Source organism: Caloramator quimbayensis (genome assembly GCF_900167605.1).
Classification (GTDB): domain Bacteria; phylum Bacillota; class Clostridia; order Clostridiales; family Caloramatoraceae; genus Caloramator_B; species Caloramator_B quimbayensis.
In genome coordinates this window covers 58792-78761 of sequence record NZ_FUYH01000008.1, presented here as the reverse complement: position 1 = coordinate 78761, position 19970 = coordinate 58792, and the positions used below count along the sequence as shown (strand labels likewise).

The 19970-nt window shown below is 32.9% G+C and carries 20 protein-coding genes; 3 read left to right on the top strand and 17 right to left on the bottom strand.

The features are described 5' to 3' along the window. Positions 1 to 82: 82 nt before the first annotated feature. From B5D15_RS06870 to B5D15_RS06855, 4 genes are read right to left on the bottom strand one after another with little or no spacing between them, the layout of a single operon-like run. The gene (locus B5D15_RS06870) at positions 83 to 1453 is read right to left on the bottom strand and encodes a PTS fructose transporter subunit IIC (protein WP_078696386.1); all 1371 of its coding nucleotides are present in this window, start codon (positions 1451 to 1453) and stop codon (positions 83 to 85) included. Positions 1454 to 1493: 40 nt separating this feature from the next. Beyond that, positions 1494 to 1937 (bottom strand): PTS sugar transporter subunit IIA, encoded by a 444-nt coding sequence (locus B5D15_RS06865; RefSeq protein ID WP_078696385.1) that lies wholly within the window; start codon positions 1935 to 1937, stop codon positions 1494 to 1496. A gap of 13 nt (positions 1938 to 1950) precedes the next feature. Then, on the bottom strand, positions 1951 to 2886 hold the full coding sequence (pfkB, locus tag B5D15_RS06860) for a 1-phosphofructokinase (protein ID WP_078696384.1): 936 nt from the start codon (positions 2884 to 2886) through the stop codon (positions 1951 to 1953). Then, on the bottom strand, positions 2883 to 3659 hold the full coding sequence (locus B5D15_RS06855) for a DeoR/GlpR family DNA-binding transcription regulator (protein ID WP_078696383.1): 777 nt from the start codon (positions 3657 to 3659) through the stop codon (positions 2883 to 2885). Before B5D15_RS06855 ends, pfkB begins: the two co-directional genes overlap by 4 nt. Before the next feature lie 336 nt (positions 3660 to 3995). Between B5D15_RS06855 and abc-f the strand changes: the two genes are divergently transcribed. Next, positions 3996 to 5552, top strand: a complete 1557-nt coding sequence (gene abc-f, locus B5D15_RS06850; protein ID WP_078696382.1) for a ribosomal protection-like ABC-F family protein — start codon at positions 3996 to 3998, stop codon at positions 5550 to 5552. A gap of 102 nt (positions 5553 to 5654) precedes the next feature. Here the strand turns inward: abc-f and B5D15_RS15760 are convergent, their stop codons facing one another. From B5D15_RS15760 to B5D15_RS06810, 8 genes are all read right to left on the bottom strand, one after another. Beyond that, positions 5655 to 7034, bottom strand: coding sequence for a peptidoglycan-binding domain-containing protein (locus tag B5D15_RS15760; RefSeq protein WP_078696381.1), 1380 nt, complete (start codon positions 7032 to 7034; stop codon positions 5655 to 5657). A 312-nt stretch (positions 7035 to 7346) separates the two neighbouring features. Beyond that, positions 7347 to 8087 carry an ABC transporter permease gene (locus B5D15_RS06840; RefSeq protein WP_078696380.1) on the bottom strand — a complete coding sequence of 247 codons (741 nt, stop codon included), beginning with the start codon at positions 8085 to 8087 and terminating at the stop codon, positions 7347 to 7349. Then, positions 8077 to 8820 (bottom strand): ABC transporter ATP-binding protein, encoded by a 744-nt coding sequence (locus B5D15_RS06835; protein WP_078696379.1) that lies wholly within the window; start codon positions 8818 to 8820, stop codon positions 8077 to 8079. Before B5D15_RS06835 ends, B5D15_RS06840 begins: the two co-directional genes overlap by 11 nt. A gap of 4 nt (positions 8821 to 8824) precedes the next feature. Next, positions 8825 to 9754, bottom strand: coding sequence for an ABC transporter substrate-binding protein (locus B5D15_RS06830; protein ID WP_078696378.1), 930 nt, complete (start codon positions 9752 to 9754; stop codon positions 8825 to 8827). A 1-nt stretch (position 9755) separates the two neighbouring features. Further along, a complete protein-coding gene (locus B5D15_RS06825) occupies positions 9756 to 10328 on the bottom strand; it encodes a UbiX family flavin prenyltransferase (protein WP_078696377.1) in 573 nt (190 codons plus the stop codon). Between the two features lie 4 nt (positions 10329 to 10332). Continuing rightward, entirely contained in the window at positions 10333 to 11193 is an 861-nt protein-coding gene (locus tag B5D15_RS06820) for a UbiA-like polyprenyltransferase (RefSeq protein ID WP_078696376.1), read from the bottom strand. Then, positions 11183 to 12619, bottom strand: coding sequence for a menaquinone biosynthesis decarboxylase (locus B5D15_RS06815; protein ID WP_078696375.1), 1437 nt, complete (start codon positions 12617 to 12619; stop codon positions 11183 to 11185). Before B5D15_RS06815 ends, B5D15_RS06820 begins: the two co-directional genes overlap by 11 nt. Positions 12620 to 12641: 22 nt before the next feature. Then, entirely contained in the window at positions 12642 to 13697 is a 1056-nt protein-coding gene (locus B5D15_RS06810) for an FAD:protein FMN transferase (RefSeq protein ID WP_078696374.1), read from the bottom strand. Positions 13698 to 14087: 390 nt separating this feature from the next. Between B5D15_RS06810 and B5D15_RS06805 the strand changes: the two genes are divergently transcribed. Further along, positions 14088 to 14468 carry a NusG domain II-containing protein gene (locus B5D15_RS06805; RefSeq protein ID WP_242948710.1) on the top strand — a complete coding sequence of 127 codons (381 nt, stop codon included), beginning with the start codon at positions 14088 to 14090 and terminating at the stop codon, positions 14466 to 14468. Between the two features lie 11 nt (positions 14469 to 14479). After that, the gene (locus B5D15_RS06800) at positions 14480 to 14995 is read left to right on the top strand and encodes a Gx transporter family protein (RefSeq protein WP_078696373.1); all 516 of its coding nucleotides are present in this window, start codon (positions 14480 to 14482) and stop codon (positions 14993 to 14995) included. A 34-nt stretch (positions 14996 to 15029) separates the two neighbouring features. Here the strand turns inward: B5D15_RS06800 and B5D15_RS06795 are convergent, their stop codons facing one another. From B5D15_RS06795 to ilvD, 5 genes are all read right to left on the bottom strand, one after another. After that, entirely contained in the window at positions 15030 to 15626 is a 597-nt protein-coding gene (locus B5D15_RS06795; RefSeq protein WP_078696372.1) for a hypothetical protein, read from the bottom strand. Positions 15627 to 15805: 179 nt separating this feature from the next. Continuing rightward, positions 15806 to 16156, bottom strand: coding sequence for a DUF948 domain-containing protein (locus B5D15_RS06790; protein ID WP_078696371.1), 351 nt, complete (start codon positions 16154 to 16156; stop codon positions 15806 to 15808). 11 nt (positions 16157 to 16167) lie between these two features. After that, complete coding sequence (locus B5D15_RS06785) at positions 16168 to 16533, bottom strand: YtxH domain-containing protein (RefSeq protein ID WP_179122219.1); 366 nt, start codon at positions 16531 to 16533, stop codon at positions 16168 to 16170. Between the two features lie 97 nt (positions 16534 to 16630). Next, positions 16631 to 18289, bottom strand: coding sequence for a biosynthetic-type acetolactate synthase large subunit (ilvB, locus tag B5D15_RS06780; RefSeq protein WP_078696369.1), 1659 nt, complete (start codon positions 18287 to 18289; stop codon positions 16631 to 16633). Between the two features lie 23 nt (positions 18290 to 18312). Continuing rightward, positions 18313 to 19968: a dihydroxy-acid dehydratase gene (ilvD, locus tag B5D15_RS06775; RefSeq protein ID WP_078696368.1), complete on the bottom strand. Its 1656-nt coding sequence runs from the start codon at positions 19966 to 19968 to the stop codon at positions 18313 to 18315. Between the last annotated feature and the right edge of the window lie 2 nt (positions 19969 to 19970).

The window sequence follows — 19970 nt, the reverse complement described above, 5'->3', positions numbered from 1 at the left end:
AAGACAATTTACACCGAAATAAAAAAGCAGTTAAGAAATTAAATTTTCTTTAACTGCTTTTTTTATACTTATTAATTATAATTTAGTTATTTACATTCTTTTTAAGTATTGATATTAATAATGCTGTTACAACTGTACCTGCAGCAATTGCTATAACATATAACCCTAAATTAGTTATAGCATTTGGAATTGCAAGAACGAATATTCCTCCGTGTGGAACAGCAAGTGCAGATTTAAAAATCATACTTAATGCTCCTGTAACTGCTGAACCAACCATTATTGAAGGAATAACTCTTATTGGATCTGCTGCAGCAAATGGTATTGCACCTTCTGTTATAAAGGAAATTCCAAGAGCCCATGCTGTTTTACCAGCTTCTATTTCCTGAGCAGTAAATTTATTCTTTGCTATTATAGTAGCAAGTGCAAGACCAAGGGGAGGAGTCATTCCTGCAGCCATAACTGCTGCCATAACCATTGACGGCTGTCCGCTTGATAACGTTGCAACACCAAAGGTATATGCCGCTTTATTTACAGGGCCTCCCATATCAAATGCCATCATAAGTCCAAGTATAATTCCAAGAAGCACTGAGTTTGTCCCACTAAGATTCTTTAACCATGCAGCCATTCCATTATTGATTGCTGCAACTGGTTTACCAATAATATAAATCATAAAAAGTCCTATGATAAGAGTAGATAATAATGGCAATATTAAAACTGGCATTAAACCTTGAAGAGTTTTTGGAAGTTTAATTGTTTTCTTTAAGAAATCAACAAGATATCCTGCAGCAAAACCTGCAATAATCCCTCCAAGAAAACCCGATCCAGTTGATGATGCAAGCATACCGCCAACCATACCTGGAACAAGACCTGGTCTGTCAGCTATTGAATATGCAATATACCCTGCCAAAATTGGAACCATTAAAGAAAAGGCTGAGCCTCCTCCAATTTGCATCAAAGCCGCTGGAAGAGTTCCTGCTTCTTTAAATGCATTAATACCAAAAGCAAAAGATAGTGCTATTATAATTCCACCTGCTACAACAAACGGAATCATAAATGAAACGCCTGTCATAAGATGCTTATATGGGCCCTTACTTTCTGTCTTTCTTTGTTCTTTAATTTTATTAACTTCATCAACAAGATTTTTTGTATTAACCTTTGCAGTCTTTGCTCTTTCTATTAGAGCTTTAGGATCTTTGATAGCGTCCTGCACACCAACTTCGATTAGAGGTTTCCCAACAAATCTTCCCTTATCTACGTTGGTGTCAGCAGCAATAATTACAGCTGCAGCTTCTTCGATATCCTTATCAGTCAATTGATTTTCAGCTCCTACAGAGCCTTGGGTCTCAACTTTCATTTGAATACCCATTTCCTTTGCAGCCATTTCAAGAGCTTCTGCTGTCATGTAAGTGTGAGCTATACCAGTAGGACAAGAGGTAATAGCTACTAATTTCATAAAAAAATTCCCCCTTCATATTTTTTTACTTTATATTAAATTATTTAAGAGCATCAATAACTTCACTTGGTGTATTTGCTTTAAGAAGTTTTTCTCTAACTTCATTATGCATAAGTTTTCTTGATATCTGGCTTAAAAGCCTTAAATGCTCATCATTAGAATTTTCAGGTACTGCAATAATAAAGAAAAAATTTGAAGGCTTCCCATCCATCGCTCCATAATCTATTCCTTCCAAACTTCTTCCAAAGGCTAGAGCAGGTTCTTTTACTGCGCTGCTTTTTCCATGGGGTATAGCAATACCCATTCCAACACCTGTTGAAAATTCCTCTTCTCTTTTTAAAACTGCTTCAATATATTTTTCCTTGTCATAAAGCTTATCATTTTCATAAAGTAATTCTGCAAGTTCTCTTATAACTGATACCTTATCCTTAGATTCGAGCTGCAACTTTATCATTTTATCATTCATGATTTCTGTTATGTTCATTTTCTTCTCTCCTTTACATATTAATCTCTTCAATCTGAATTTCGTTAATCAGTTCATTTATAACTTCATATTCAGCTGTCTGTGTGCCCTCTGTCATAACGTTTGCTGTACTTGTAGCTGCTGCAAACCTTAAAGCATAATCTAAATCATAATTTCTCTCAATTGAAAGTGCTAAGGCTGCGACCATTGAATCGCCTGCTCCAACAGTACTTTTCACATTTACTTTCAATCCTCTTGCCTTTAAAACTCTATCTTTGCTGACCATTACAGATCCATTCTCGCCAAGAGAAACTACTACATACTTAACCCCCATAGATATTACTTTTCTGCAGGCATCTATTAGTACTAAATCATTTTCTATGCTTATGTTGAATGTCTTTTCAAGCTCATACTTATTGGGTTTTACAAGATAAGGAGATGCTTTAATTCCTTCTATAAAAAGCTCACCTTCTGCATCAAGAATAACTTTAACATTTTTTGATGAAACATATTCAATAATGTCCTTATATGTGCTGTTTCCTAAACCATTTGGTATACTTCCTGATAATACAAGTACAGAATTTTCATCGACAGAATCTAATATCTTTTTCTTGATTTTTTCTAAATCCTTTTGACTAACAATTGGACCTGATTCGTTTATATCTGTAAAAGTATTATTTAAAGTATCTACTATTTTAATATTTGTTCTTGTGTCTTTATTTATCCATAAAAAATCATTTTTAATTTCAACATCATCTAAATATTCTTTTATATATTCTCCACTCTTTCCGCCAATAAAACCAAAAGCTGTACTTTCACCTTTCAGTTCTTTTATTGTTTTAGAAACATTAATTCCTTTTCCTCCTGCATCAACCCTTAAAGATTCCACCCTATTTACATGTCCAATGCTGAAGTTGGAAATAGTAAGGGTTTTATCAACAGCAGGATTTAATGTAACAGTAAAAATCATTTATTTACCTCCAATTCTGATATAATGAATTCAACTCCTGCTTCTTCAAATTGCTTTTTAATTGATTCATCAATACCACTATCAGTAACAACGATATCTATTTCATCAGTATCAACTATTTTTGCAAAACATACTGAATTAAATTTTGAATGATCACAGACAGAAATAACCTGCTGCGAAATACTAATCAAAGTCCTCTTTGTATTTGCCTCAGTTATATTTGGTGTTGTAAGTCCTAACTTTAATGATATTCCATTTGTACCAATAAAAGCCTTGTCCACTCTTATGTTTTTAAGTGCCATATCAGTTAGCGGTCCTACAAAAGCTCTTGTTTCCCATCTAAGTGAGCCTCCTGTAACAATAACCTCAATATCTTTTTTGTTAGAAAGTTCATATGCAATATCAAGAGAATTAGTTACAACAGTTATATTTTTTGCAGTTATGTTTTTTGCAATTTGAAGAGTCGTTGTTCCTGCATCGAGAGCTATAATATCTCCATCTTTTATAAGCTTTGCTGAAGCTTTTCCTATGCTTTCCTTCTCTTGAATATATTTATCTGATTTTTCTGAAAACGTAGGCTCAAATTTTATGCTGCTATTGAGAACTGCACCTCCATGAACCCTTTTTGCAAGTCCTTCTTCTTCTAATTCCTGAAGATCCTTTCTTATAGTAACTTCAGATACATCATATATTTTTGCCAAATCAGCAACCTTAATATTGCCTTTCTCTTTTAGGAGGTTTACTATCTGCATTTTTCTCTCTTCACTAAACATACAAAGCCCCTCCTACTTAATAGTATTAAAAAACTTCCCACATTTTTATTCGTTTATATCGAAATATTAAATCAATTTCATTTATACTTTCGTTTATTTTCATTTAATTTCATTTTATTACGTTTAATTTCGATTGTCAATAATTATTTTACCTTTAAAAGTGCCACCCAATTGACAAGTGACAAACTTTTTCATACATTATTTGTAGCTATTACTTAGTCATGACCTGTTATTTATTATTATAAATTCCCTTAAACCTCATATTTACTTAACCTTAAAACTTCTTTATAATTATCTTTGTCGTTTTATTTTAAGTAAATAGGAGAGAAGCATAGGATGAGTATTTTAACGGTAAAGAATTTAAGCCATGGCTTTGGAGACAGGGCTATATTTGAAGATGTTTCCTTTAGACTTCTTAATGGGGAACACGTAGGACTTATTGGTGCAAATGGTGAAGGCAAATCAACCTTTATGAACATTATAACCGGCAAACTTGAGCCCGATGAAGGTACTATAGAATGGGCAAAAAGAGCCCGTGTAGGGTGCCTTGACCAGCATACAGTGCTGCAAAAGGGACAGAGTATTCGGGATGTTCTTAAATCAGCCTTTGACTATCTATTTAAGCTTGAAGAGGAATATAACCAGATATGTGAAAAACTATCTAATGTCAGCCCTGAAGAAATGGAATCCCTTCTTGAAGATATGGGAACTATTCAGGATATTTTAACTCACAACGACTTTTATATTATTGATGCAAAGGTTGAAGAAGTCGCAAGGGGGCTTGGGCTTTGCGATATTGGACTTGATACAGATGTTAATGATTTAAGCGGGGGGCAAAGGACAAAGGTTCTTCTTTGTAAGCTTCTTCTTGAAAAGCCAGATATACTTTTATTAGATGAGCCTACAAACTATCTTGATGAGCAGCATATTGAGTGGCTTAAAAAGTATCTTTTAGATTATGAAAATGCATTCATACTTATAAGCCATGATATACCTTTTTTAAACAGCGTAATTAATTTAATTTATCATATGGAAAATAAAAAGCTTACAAGATATGTAGGAAATTATGATGACTTTGTAAGAGTGTATGAAGCAAAGAAACAGCAGCTTGAAGCAGCCTATAAAAAGCAGCAGCAGGAAATTGCTGAGCTTAAAGACTTTATAGCAAGAAATAAAGCAAGGGTTGCAACAAGAAATATGGCTATGTCGAGGCAAAAAAAGCTTGAAAAGATGGACATTATTGAGCTTGAGAAGGAAAAACCAAAACCAGAGTTTAACTTTAAAGAAGCAGGTGCATCAGGCAAATTGATATTTGAAACAAGGGATTTAATCATAGGGTATGACTCTCCCCTCTCAAAGCCTTTAAATCTTAAAATGGAAAGAGGTCAAAAGATTGCAATTATAGGTGCAAACGGACTTGGAAAAACAACTCTTTTAAGAAGTATTTTAGGGGAGATTAAGGCTCTATCCGGCGAAGTAGAACTTGGAGATTATTTAAAAATAGGATATTTCGAACAGGAAACTAAAGAAAATAACTATAATACCTGCATAGAAGAGATATGGAGCGAATTCCCGTCCTTTAATCAGTTTGAAGTAAGGCTAAGCCTTGCAAAATGCGGCCTTACAACTAAACACATTGAAAGCAAAGTTATGGTATTAAGTGGAGGAGAGCAGGCGAAGGTAAGATTATGTAAGCTTATCAATAAAGAAACTAATCTTCTTGTCCTCGACGAACCAACAAACCATCTTGATGTGGATGCAAAAGAAGAGCTTAAAAGAGCACTTTTAGAATATAAAGGAAGCATACTTTTAATATGCCACGAGCCAGAATTCTACAGGGACATAGTTACTGATATATGGAATTTAGAAGCATGGACAACAAAAGTAATTTAAATATGTAGATTTAAAAATATATTTTAAAACAAATAAAGCGATTAAGAACTTTTCATAGTTTTCTTAACCGCTTTATTTTTATTATTTTAACTTTTCAACAAATTATTTAGCTGCCTTTGCAGCGTTAACAATTGCAGATATATAACCATAAGTATCTGCTAATGTTGCACCGCTTACTGCATCTGCCATCTTATCCTTTGGTGTTGATGAAAGTGCTGCCTCAAGTTCAGCTATTGTCTTACCTGTTACATATTTTCTTATTGCATCAAAGTTCTTGTCAATTGGAACTGTTGCATTTGCCTTTGTCTTCATGTTTTGTGAATAGTAGTCAGCATTTGTCATCTTTGAGCCTAACACATTTCCTTGTGGATAGTTCTTTCCAAAGTCAGCATCTGAGTTTGGAACTCCCTTTGCAGCATCTTTTGGCATGAACTGGTAATCATCGATGTATGAAGCAACTACCTTATCTCCAACTACTGCTGCAACTGCAACTGTGAAACATTTTGTTCCATGAGCTGCATAATCAACTTTTCCAATCTTAACATTGCTTAATTCTTTTGCATCAACTTGAATTGAAACATCGGATTTAGCAGCTTTAGCAGCTTCAACTATTGCTGAAACATAACCGTAAGTATCTGCTAATGTAGCACCGCTTACTGCATCTGCCATCTTATCCTTTGGAGTCGATGATAGAACAGCTTCTAATTCCTTAATCGTTTTGCCTTTTACATATTGTTCAATAGCTGCAAAATTCTTATCGATTGGAACCGTTGCTTGTGCCTTTGTTTTCATGTTTTGTGAATAGTATTCAGCATTTGTCATCTTTGAGCCTAACACATTTCCCTCTGGATAGTTCTTTCCAAAGTCAGCATCTGAGTTTGGAACTCCCTTTGCAGCATCTTTTGGCATATACTGATAATCATCAATGTATGCAGCAACAATTTTGTCTCCTGAAACGGCTGCTACTGCAACAGTGAAACATTTTGTTCCATGAGCTGCATAGTCAACTTTTCCAATCATAACAGTTGCTTTTTCTTCTTTCGCAATTGGAACTGTTGTCTGCGCTGGTGCTATATTGAATTTTGCAAAAGTTTTAGGTCCAACTACTCCATCAGCTTTAAGACCTTTTTTGATTTGGAAACTCTTTACTGCTGCTAAAGTCTTTGGTCCATATATACCATCAACTTTAAGCTTGTACCCTAATTGGTTTAATAAAGTTTGTAGAAGTTTTACATCTTCTCCATAAGAATGTAAAGCAAGTAAACGAGTAAGTTGTCCTGATGTTTTTGATACAGTTGATGTCTTTGATGTTGTTGGAACCTTTGTAGTTGTTGTTGGAGTCTTTGATGGAGAACTTTCTCCTGTAGTTGCCGCAGAAACAGTATCAGCACCAAAAAATTTAGTGCTTGGTCCAATTGTCCAGGTTGAAAGCACCAATGCTCCTACCAAACCAAAGGCTAATAATTTTACATTTTTCTTCAACTTTATCCCCCCTTAATAAATTTATTTAGGTTTTTGCAGAACATTAATTTTGTTCTTAATTGTTCTGCAATATTTATTGCAAGAATCCCAATAATTTATCAAATTGCTTATTGGGAATTCCTTTGCAATCAAAATATTCTTCACTTTTATTTTAGTTTGTTGTTAAATTTGTGTCAATGTTTGTGAATATTTTGGTCATTTTGGTCATTTATTTATTAAATAACATAATTAACTTTTTTGAATAAATATAAAACGCATGACTATAAGCTAAAGTATTTATAATCATGCGTTAAAATTTAAACCTTAAAGTATCTATTTCCACACGCAAAAGCGCTTTTCAAAAAAATCTATCATTAGAAATAATAAAAAGCCTAATATACCCATTATAATTATCCCTGAATACATTTCTACATAATTAACTCTCATCCAGGAATCCATTATAAAATATCCCATACCATATTCTGTTCCATAGGTTTCAATAAAAAACAATACTGAAACTGCTGTACCAGTACTAACTCTAATCGATGTTAATATATCAGGAAGTGCTGCCGGAAATAGAACGTTTTTTAAAATATCATATTTTGATGCACCAAGGGTATAAAGTGAATAATAGGTTTCCTTTGGAATATTTTTTACTGCATCCCTTGCTGCTACAATAACCTGAAAAACCACTATAAGTATTATCATAATAATCTTTGACAACTCCCCAAGTCCAAAAAAGAGCATTACAACCGGCAAAAGAGCAACTTTAGGAATTGGGTATATAAAATATATAATAGGTGATAGAATATCATCATAGCGATTATTATATCCCATTATTATGCCTAAAGTAATGCCTATAACTATTGATATAAATACACCAAACACAATCCTTCCAAAACTGAATAATAGATGAACAAAAATTATCGAAAAAAAAGATTTTATCATATACAGCAACACTATACTCGGCTGAGGTATTATAGGCTTATTCAATACTGAAGATATTATTTGCCAAAACAGTAAAATCACTAAGATTGCGTATATATTTTTTTTATATCTCTTTTCATTTTTCAATAGACCATCCCTCTTTTATAAATTTTCTTATCTCCAAAGATAAATTGTAAAAATCACTTGAGAGCCTTGGTTCTTTAAGTCCAAACAATGGATTATTAATAATTTTCAATATCCTTCCAGGACTTTTTGAAAGTATTACTATCTTTTTGCCTATACAGATAGCCTCTTCTATGCTATGAGTTACAAAAACAGTAGATACTTTATTATTCATCCATATATTTAAAAAAAGTTCCTGCATTTTTTCTCTTGTTATAGCATCTAATGCTGAAAAGGGTTCATCCATAAGAAGTATCTGAGGTTTTAAAATAAATGAGCGGGCAAGTGCTACTCTCTGCATCTGCCCACCGCTTAAACTATTTGGATATTTATATTTTAAATCCTCTAATCCAAGTTCCTTTATTATATACTCAGAATAAAGTTTGTCTGCTTTCTCTTTGTCTTTAATTTCAATACCAAGAAGAGCATTCTCATATACATTCTTCCATGGAAGAAGACCATAATTTTGCAGAACTGTCCCAATCCTTACATCGCTGTTTTTTATAGGCTTATCGTTTATTAGAACTCTACCTTCAAATTCTTTTATTATCATAGAAAGAGCATAAATAAGAGTTGTCTTTCCACACCCTGAAGGTCCTAATACTGCATATATTTCATCATCACCAATCTCTAAATTTATATTAGAAAGAGCTGTAAAACTTCCATATTTGACTGTAAGGCTTTCAATTTTAATCATATAACTACCTCACAAAATTACCATCAACTAATTCATTGAATTTGTATTCATTTTTAATCAGTTGCTTTTCCTTAAGCCATCTTATAACATCCTCAACATCCTTTTCTGATGGAAGTGAAGCTTTTGTATATTTAGGAAGGATAATTGAGCCCTTTACATCTTCAGGGAATCCAGCTTCCTTAATTAAAACATCTATATAGCTTTCAACAGGCTGTTTTTGAAAAAATTCTACTGCTTTATTATAAGCAGCATAGAAAGCCTTTATCTCCTTTTCTTTTGACTTTATTGAATTTGTATTAAATATGAGTACGCCAGGGTTAATATTTAGTTTATCAGTACTATTTAAAAGAACTGCCCCGTTCTTAACTGCAACAGTTGACAGAGGATCTGGAAGCACTGCTGAATCTATTTTACCGTTTTGGAGCATTTCAAGCCTTACTGGAATTTGAGGTACTACAATCTTTTTAACATCTTCTGAAGAAACATTAGCTTCCTTTAGCATCATATCGCAAGAATACTCAATTATAGTATTCTTTGAAATAGCAATACTCTTTCCTTTTAAATCTTCAATTTTAGAGATTCCTAAGTTTTTATTTATTAGGAGCTTATAACTTCCGTTTGTCATAGATGTTATCTTAACATCAAAGCCCCCCTCCTTTGCAAAGGCAGCTGCAAGTACATCGGATACAGCCCCATCGAGCTTTCCCGCTTGAAAAGCACTATCCCTGTCCTTTGCACTTTTAAAGTGCTGAACGTTAACCTTAATTCCTTCTTTTTCAAAATACCCCTGCTGCTGTGCTATTATAAGAGGTATTGAATCTACATCAGGCAGAACACCAATGGTCAACTCCTGCATTGTTTTCTTTCCAAAACTGCAGGATGAAAGTGAAACAGTTAGAATAAATGCTAATACTAAAGATAAAATTTTTTTCATATTAAGCCCCCCATTTTTTACATAAATTATTTTCAATATTTAAGCTATCAAGTATCCTCGATACAATAAAATTAATCATATCATCAACGCTTTGTGGTTTTATATAAAATCCAGGAGATGCAGGAAGTATTACAGCTCCGCTTTTACTTAACTTCAGCATATTTTCCAAATGAATATTGCTTAATGGTGCTTCCCTTGGAACAAGTATAAGTTTTCTTTTTTCTTTAATACATACATCAGCTGCTCTGTCAAGCAAATTTAAAGAGATTCCATTAGCCATTCTGCCTGCCGCTGACATAGAACATGGTGCAACAACCATCCCTTCAACTTTAAAAGAACCGCTTGCAATCGGCTCGAATAAATCGTTATTATTGCATAAATTAATTTTTCCTATATTCTTAAGTTTCTCTATAATATCACCAACTTCATATCCTGTTTCATAACTCATTACCTTTTTTCCGTTATCAGTTATCGTCAGATAAACCTCATTATTTTGTTTTAGTAATTCTTCAGCAGCACGTATTCCATAAATGCTGCCACTTGCACCAGTAATTCCAACTATGTATTTTTTCACACTATCACCTCAAAAGTAATATATCTGCAGCTGTAAATAAAAAAAGAACTACGCTCACAACTTCATTAATGCTGTACGAAGCAATCTTAACATTTGAAAGATTGTCTGGTGAAACTATTCGATGTTCTATGTATAAAAGTATTGCATCTATTACGACTCCTGATAGGTATAGAAAACCCATGTTCATTATAAAATACAAATATATAAGAAGTAATATTGCTATAATATGAAAAATAGTGGAAATTTGAAGAGCATTTTTAATTCCAAACCTAACAGGTATTGAATAGAGCCCTTCCTTTTTATCAAAATCATAATCCTGTGAACCATATATAATATCAAACCCCGCAACCCATAGCATTACAACAGCACCAAGTACAAGAGAAGGCCACCCTATTTCACCAGTTACTGCAATCCAAGCCCCAACTGGTGCACCTCCACACGCAATTCCAAGTATTATATGGCAAAGATATGTGAACCTTTTTGTATAGGAATAAACTATAAAAATAATTATAGCAAGAGGCAAAAGCTTTACACAAAGAGGATTTAATTTAAATGCTGCAAGAGCCATGAGTGAAAAACTTATAATTGAAAGTATTACAACTTCATAGTTTTTTACAATTCCTTTAGGCAGATGTCTTTTAGCAGTTCTTGGATTTTTTGCATCTATATCCTTATCTATTAAGCGATTTAATGCATTAGCACCTGTTCTTGCACCTACAAATGCAACTAATATCCAAAGTATTACCTTCATCGAAGGAAGTCCTTTAGCAGCCCACATCATAGATATAGCTGCAAAGGGAAGAGAAAATAAAGTATGAGAAAACATAACAAGTTCAGAATATGTTTTCAGCTTTTTAAAAACCATATTCCCTCCACCTCCTATCAACAAGGGACTTTATTTCCTTTGTCATCTCAATATCATCAGGCCATTCTCTTAAATGTCCTTCACTTGTCCATTTTTTTGTTGCATCTATTCCCATCTTATGGCCGTAATGTGGCATGGGCGATGCATGGTCGAGGGCATCGAGAGGCCCTTCTACGATAACCACATCCCTTGCAGCATCAATATTGTTAAAAACTTTCCATGCAACAGTAGATAAGTCATGAGGATTAATATTTTCATCCACTACAATAATCATCTTTGTATACATCATCTGTCCCATTCCCCAGAGAGAGTGCATTACTTTTTTTGCATGCCCTGGATATCTTTTTTTAATTGAAACAATAACGCAGTTATGAAATACTCCCTCAATTGGGAAATTAATATCTATGATTTCAGGACACATTATCTTAAGAAGCGGAAGAAATATTCTTTCAGTTGCTTTTCCGAGATAACAATCCTCCATTGGAGGTTTTCCAACTACTGTTGCAGGATATATAGGATTCTTTTTTCTTGTTATACATTCAACATGAAATACTGGATACATATCCTTTAACGAATAATAACCCGTATGATCTCCAAATGGACCCTCTTCGCGAAGCTCATCAACATCAACATATCCCTCAAGTATAAATTCTGCATTTGCTGGAACAAAAATATCATTTGTTTTACACTTTACTATTTCAAGAGGAGATTTCCTTAAGAATCCCGAAAAAATCATCTCATCTATTTCCTTTGGAAGAGGTGCTGTTGCTGAATAAATAGTTGCTGGATCACACCCTAATGCAACCGATACAGGCATCCTTCCTCCAATTTTTTTATACTTTTCGTATATTTCCCTACCATCCTTATGAAGATGCCAGTGCATTCCTGTAGTATTTTTGTCGTATACCTGAAGCCTGTACATACCCATGTTTTGAAGGCCAGTTTCAGGATCCTTTGTAATTACAAGGGGCAATGTAATAAATCTTCCTCCATCCAATGGCCAGCATTTTAAAATTGGAAGGGTTGAAAGGTCTGCTTCCTCAAAAATCTCCTGACACGGTGCCCTATCGACTTTTTTAGGAAATACCCTCACAAGCCTTGCAAGCTTTGGAATGGATTTTATCTTATCTATCAGCCCTATGTAGTTTGAAACATTCATTAAATCTACTATTACATCTGAAATATCATCTAATTTATTTACTTCAAGGGCAAGATTTAACCTTTCAAAACTTCCAAAAGCATTAATTAAAACTGGGTACTTTGAACCCCTTACTTTTTCAAACAAAAGAGCAGGACCATTTTTTTTTGAAACTCTGTCAGTTATTTCAGTTATTTCAAGTTCACTGTCTACTTCAATTTTAATTTTTTTAAGCAACCCATTACTATCAAGTACATTCATAAAATCCTGAATATCATTGTAAGCCATAAATATCAAAACCTTTCATTATCTAATTCATAAGCTTAAAATTAGGATTTGTTATTTTAAAGATACTTTTAAGTTTAGGTGTAATATACACTTCACGATTTTTAGTAATAAAAATAGCTTCAACTCCTTTTAAACTTTCTGCAATTTTAAGTCCATCTTCAACTCCAGCTGCAAAAATAGTCGTTGATAAGCCATCTCCATTTATGGATTTATCCGCAACAATAGTAGTTCCTGCAAGGTTATTATCAACAGGATAGCCGCTTTTAGTATCAAGAATATGGTGATATCTCTTTCCATCCTGTATAAAATATCTTTCATAAATTCCCGAGGATACAACAGTTTTATCTGATATACTTAAAATCCCTATATAATCTCCTCTTTCACTAAAAGGGTCTTGGACGCCTATATTCCAATTTCTATTTTCCTTTGGATTTACTCCCATTGCAAATACATTCCCACCAAGGTTTATAATTGCATGCTCAACATTGTTTTCTTTTAAAATTCTATAAACCTCATCAGCAGCATATCCTTTAGCTATGCCTCCAAGGTCTATTATCATTCCTTTCCTTTTAAGAAATACTGTCTTGTTTTTATCATCAAGGACTATATCTTCATAGTTTACTAATGGTAATTTTTCCTTTATTTCATCAGGAGAAGGAACCCTCGCATAATCAGTCCCAATATTCCAAAGCTTTACTATAGGACCTATAGTTATATCAAAACGTCCACCTGAAATCTTTCCAAATTCTTTACCAGTTTTTATAACATAATAAACATCATCTGTTACTTTGACAGGTTCAATTCCAGATTTTTCATTAATTTCATCAACTTCGCTTCCCTCTGCATTTATAGTCATTCTGTTTTCAATTTCTTTGAGCCTATCAAAAACCTTATCAAGTAAATTAGATGGCGCTTCATCATAAATCTTAACTGTGCAGACTGTTCCAAGAACAAAATCAGTTTTTTCAATTGGCTCATTTAGAACCTTAACTTTTTTGCCGCATCCTGAAAAAAATAAAGATAAAATAATAATTGAGATAATAAATTTAATAAAAAACTTTTTTTTATTGTATCTCATAATATCCTCCATAAAATATATTTTTTATTGCTAATACTATTATAAAGGCTTTAGAGATTTCTCTAAAGCCGTATTATAAACAATTAATTTGCAAATTATTCTTTATAGTTAACTCTTTATGTAAAATAAATAGCTTTAAAGGTAAATACTATGTCTAAAATACACATATTAAATGTTAAATCTTATTTTTGCTTTTTTGTTTATATTTTAACATTCAAACAAAATCATCGTCAATATATTATCAATTAGCATCGAATTATGTACATTTTGTTCATTTATTTCATTAAAATTCATGGAATTTCAAATGTCGAGCTATATAGACAATTATGAAATTATTATTTAAAATATAAATTGGATTTAATTTTAACAATAAAAGAGAGGCAATATATAATGAAAAAATTTGATATAATAATTATTCTATCATTTATTCTTATATCTATAGTATCTGCTGCATGGTTCTTTTTATCTTCAAACAAGAAATATGAAAATAGATATGCAGAGATATATGTTGAAGGTGTTTTATATAAAAAAATTCCTCTTACAGAAAATATGGAGGATATGACGATTCCAATTGAAACTAAACTTGGCAAAAATATAATCCATATATCAAAAGGGAAAATAAACATGGCAGATGCCGATTGTCACGATAAAGTTTGTGTTAGATCTGGAACTATTGATAAAGTAGGTCAAACCATTGTATGTCTTCCGCATAAAGTTGTTGTGGAGATAAAGGGAGAAGGAAAATCCGAAACAGATGATATTGCATATTAAGGAGGATTTAAATGAAAAAAACACAGAATATGATATTTATATCAATACTCGTTGCGCAAGCCTTAGTACTTTATATAGTTGAAACAATGATACCCGTTCCCTTTATAACCCCAGGTGCAAAGCTTGGTCTTGCAAATATTATTACTGTTGTTTCACTATATTCTTTAAGCCTTGCTGATACATTCCTTGTCGTTATACTAAGAATTATACTTTCAACGCTTTTAGTCGGCTCCCTTTCAAGCTTTTTTTTCAGTTTATCCGGAGGTATTTTAAGCCTTTTAGTAATGTTTATTTTAAAAAAGTTTGGAAAAGAAAATGTAAGTATTATAGGTGTAAGCGTTATGGGCTCTGTATTTCATAACATTGGTCAAATTTTAGTAGCCTCAATTACCGTTCAAAACATAAGAATTATTGCATACCTTCCAGTTCTTATGATAGCAGGTATCGGAACTGGTATTTTTGTTGGAATAACATCTAAGTTTTTATTAGTTCATCTTAAAAAATTACAGTTCACTAAAATAAATTAATCGTACAATGTTACTAAAATATAAAGAGCTCTTTTTATATGTATTTCTTAATTTCTTCTATATCTAATATTTTTGTTTCAATTGAAGCTCTATCAACGTAAGAATTTATGTACATTACAACCTTGAAAGATAGGAACTTTTCATCATTGTCCTCAAAATATCCATTAAGTATCTTATCTAAAATTTCATTATTTTCAATTTCAATCATCGGCACATATACAAAGCATCCAATATTTAATATTATTTTTAATAGTTCTTCATCATCAATGCCTTTATAAAGTCTGAAGATAAGTTCTTCTCGTAATACATATTTTTTCCCTAATACTATTCCTGCAAAACTATTTTTTTCTTCACATTTAGAAGCCCTGTATTTAGCGTTTATATCTTTATTTGCTAAAATATTTCTTAATTTTTTTATTTTATCCTTTGTATCATTCTCATTTAAAAAAGTTAAATTTGAATCAATCTGAATAATAACATCGCTTTCATTAATAACATTTTTTAATAAATTCATGCTCATATCTACAGGCATGCAATTTTTTTTAGGATACTCTACTATATACTTATTAAAAGATTTATTTTTAAAAGTATTTATCTTTATCTTGCTTTTACATAAATCAATCAAAACCATTCAATCCTCCCATCGTATTAAACAACTAATTTTTTTAAGCTTAATTAATAGAAATAAATATATTTCAAACTCATAGTATCATAAATATTCATAAGATTCTATATAGAGGAAAAATAAAAATATATTAAAGATATATAAAGGGAGCAGTAGGAAAATTTTAAACAACTGCTCCCAGAATATTACCTTCTAAACCTTTTCTTTTTTGGGAAAAGGTCTTTTATCTGCTCAAACAAATCAACAACCGTTTGAACCGTTGAAACTATGTTTGAAAAATCGCTTGTTGCTGCCTCTTCATCGGATTTAAAAAATTTATCTATATATTCAATTTTATCCTTTGCTGAAGACGTAACAGCATTAACATTTTTTAAAGTTTCATCTAAATTCTTTTTGTTTTCCTCTAAAAAACTGTTTGCATTTTTCAAAAGTTTATTGAGGTTTATGAGCGTTTTAACAAGATAAATAGTAATCAGAATAATCGCAACTGTTGCAATGAAAAGGATAAAGCCCTCTAAAGTTATTTTTATCTCCATGGCATTACTCCTTATTCATTAGTATTTTCTTCTAAGTTATTCTCTTCTTCATCCTTTTCCTTTTCATTTTCTATTTCCTGATTTTCTATATCTACTGCTTTTTCTTCTTTGTTTTTACAACACTTATTGAATTTATCCTTTACAGCTTCTCCGGTTTTCTTTGTAATATCTTTAACGTTATCAGCAACCTTCTTTGACATATCAACAGCGCTATCCTTTATCTGTTCTCTTGTTTCCTTGCCTGGCTTTGGAGCTAAAAGTATTCCTCCTAATGTACCAATTGCAGCACCTATTGCTGTTCCAACTGCAAGTCCCTTTTTAAGGTTCTTCTTTGCCTTCTTTCCCTTTAAATCTAATTCAAATTTTACATTTTTCAACAAAATCATCCCCTTTCTTATGCTTAATTATAATATCTAATTACATACTTTTCAATATTTTTACATAATTACTATTAAAAATTAACAATTAGTAATTTTATCCTTCAAAAAGCATATTTTCTATAGGCATACCTGGGGGGACTATTGGATATACACTCTCGTCCTTTTCAATATCGCATTGAATAAACAAAGGTTTTGTCAACTTTTCTATTTGATTTATTCTGTTTTTAAGCTCATATAATGTACAGACTCTATACCCTTCAATATTATAAGCGTTAACAAGTTTTATATAATCAACATCCTCAGTAATATCCGTTTCACTGTATCTTTTATTGCTGAACATTCTCTGCCACTGTCTTACCATTCCAAGGGTTTTGTTATTCATAAGAACTATAAGAATAGGTATATTATATTTAGATACAGTAGCAAGTTCGTTGCAGTTCATTCTAAAACTTCCATCACCGGTTATTAAAATCACGTCGCTACTTGGATTTCCCACTTTACATCCTATCGCTGCCCCTAAGCCAAACCCCATAGTTCCAAGACCGCCTGATGTTATAAATCCCCTTTCATTATTAAACTTATAATGCTGCGCAGTCCACATCTGATGCTGTCCAACATCAGTTGCAATAAAGCAGTTATCCTTAAACTTATTATTTAAAGCCTTTATAATATTTTCAGATGTAAAACCGTCTTCATCTTTATTATTTAATACCCCATATCCTTTTATTTCTTCAATATACTTTTTTCTATCCCTTTCCTCTATAAGAGAATAAAGCTTTTCAAGGCTTCTCTTTAAATTACCCATTATAGATATATCTGGTTTTATATTCTTACCGAATTCGCTTTCATCTATATCTATGTGAATTATTTTTGCCTTTCTAGCAAAGGAATCGTTTTTACCTATAACCCTGTCACTAAATCTTGCCCCTATAGCTATTAAAAGATCCGAATTGCAAACAGTAAGGTTAGCCTCTCTAAATCCATGCATACCTACAAGCCCTAAGGATAAATAATCATCTCTTGATATAGTTCCAAGCCCCATAAGAGTATTTACAACCGGTATACATGCCTTTTTAGCAATGTTTTGAAGAATTTGAGCTGCTTTTGCGATTTTTACTCCCCCACCGGCATATATAACCGGCCTTTTTGAATCATTTATAAGCTTTGCCGCACTTTTAATTGCCTCCTCATTAATAAAATCAGCCTCATAATCTTCATTTTCACAATCAGATTTTATATATTCAGTTTTGCTCAAAAACACATCCTTTGTTATATCAATCAAAACTGGTCCAGGTCTTTTGCTCACAGCAACTTTAAAAGCTTCCCTGAGAGTCGGTGCAAGTAATTCAATGTTTTTTACAAGGTAGTTATTCTTAGTAATTGGAATAGTAACTCCCGTTATATCAATCTCCTGAAATGAATCTCTTCCTAATAAATTGCTTGGGACCTGGCCCGTTATAACTATTAGAGGAGTTGAATCCATATATGCTGTTGCAATTCCAGTTATAGTATTGGTAGCCCCCGGACCTGATGTTGCAATACAAACTCCTACCTTTCCTGTACTTCTCGCATAACCATCAGCTCCATGAACAGCTCCCTGCTCATGGGCAGTTCTTATGTGCTTAAAATTATTTCTTTCATCATAAAGTGCATCATATAAAGGAATAACTGCACCTCCAGGATATCCAAACAGTACATCTACCTTATGTTCTTTTAAACATTCTAAAACGATTTGAGCTCCTGTTAAATACATTACTGCACCTCCATTTAAGTCTATTATTTACATACTGCTCCTTGGGAAGCTGATGTTACCATCCTCATATATCTCCCAATGTATCCACCGTACTCTTTATATTTTGGAGTAAAATTCTTTTTACGCTCTTTTAGTTCTTTTTCATCTACTAAAAGTTCTATTTTCCCTTCTTCAATATCTATTTCAATAATATCCCCATCTTTAACAAGGGCTATTATACCTCCTTCACAGGCTTCTGGGGATACATGCCCTATTGCAGCCCCCCTTGTTCCACCTGAAAATCTTCCATCAGTTATAAGAGCCACATGCTTATCAAGATTCATACCTGAAAGGGCTGATGTTGGAGTAAGCATTTCCCTCATTCCAGGGCCTCCCTTAGGGCCCTCATATCTTATAACTACAGCCTCGCCTTTATTTATTAATCCATTTAATATAGCCTGAGTTGCGCTTTCCTCTCCATCAAAAACCCTCGCCTTCAGTTTAGCCTTCATCATCTCATCATCGACAGCAGACTTTTTAACAACCGCTCCCTCTAATGCAAGGTTTCCCTTTAATATCTTTATCCCCCCGGTTGTACTATAGGGTTTTTCAACCGGTGCAATCACTTTTTCATTTTTATTTTCGGCATTCTCAATAACTTTTTCTAATTTAACATTTGCAGCAGTAATGCAATTAAGATTTAAAAGATTCTTTTTAGATAGTTCCTTCATAACCGCAGGTATTCCTCCAGCTTCATTTAAATCCTGAATATGGTATGGACCTGCAGGACTCAGCCTGCAAAGGTTAGGAGTTTTGCTGCTTATCTCATTTATTTTATCAAGGTCTATATCTATGTTAAGTTCCTTTGCAACAGCAGTAAGATGAAGAACTGTATTGGTTGAGCATCCAAGTGCCATATCTACTGCAAGTGCATTTTCAAAGGCTTCTTTTGTTAATATCATTGAAGGCGTTATGTTTTCCTTAACAAGTTCCATTATTTTTATTCCAGTTTCCTTTGCAAGCCTCTTTCTATTTGAAAAAACTGCCGGTATTGTTCCATTGCCTGAAAGTGCCATCCCAAGAGCTTCCGTCATACAATTCATTGAATTTGCAGTAAACATACCTGAACATGAACCGCAGGTTGGACATGCACAATCTTCAAGATTCTTAATTTCATCAAGGCTTTTAGTACCTGCAGAAACTTTTCCAACGGCTTCAAAAACTGTAGTTAAATCTACATCTTTTCCTTCATATCTTCCAGAAAGCATCGCCCCTCCGCTTACAACTATTGCTGGTATATTAAGCCTTGCAGCAGCCATAAGCATTCCCGGAACAACTTTATCACAATTAGGTATTAGAACTATTCCATCGAGCCTATGGGCTAAAACCATAGTTTCAATGCTGTCTGCTATAAGCTCCCTGCTTGCGAGGGAGTATTTCATTCCTTCATGATTCATGGCGATTCCATCACAAACTGCTATTGTTGAAAATTCAAAGGGAGTTCCTCCTGCCATGCTTATTCCCTTTTTAACAGCTTCAGCTATTTCTCTTAAATTAGTATGACCAGGTACAAGCTCATTAAAGGAATTTACAACTCCAATAAATGGTTTATTTATTTCATCATCGGTAAGACCGAGAGCTTTAAGCAGAGATCTGTGTGGAGCCCTGCTTAAGCCTGACTTTACATCATCACTTCTCATTT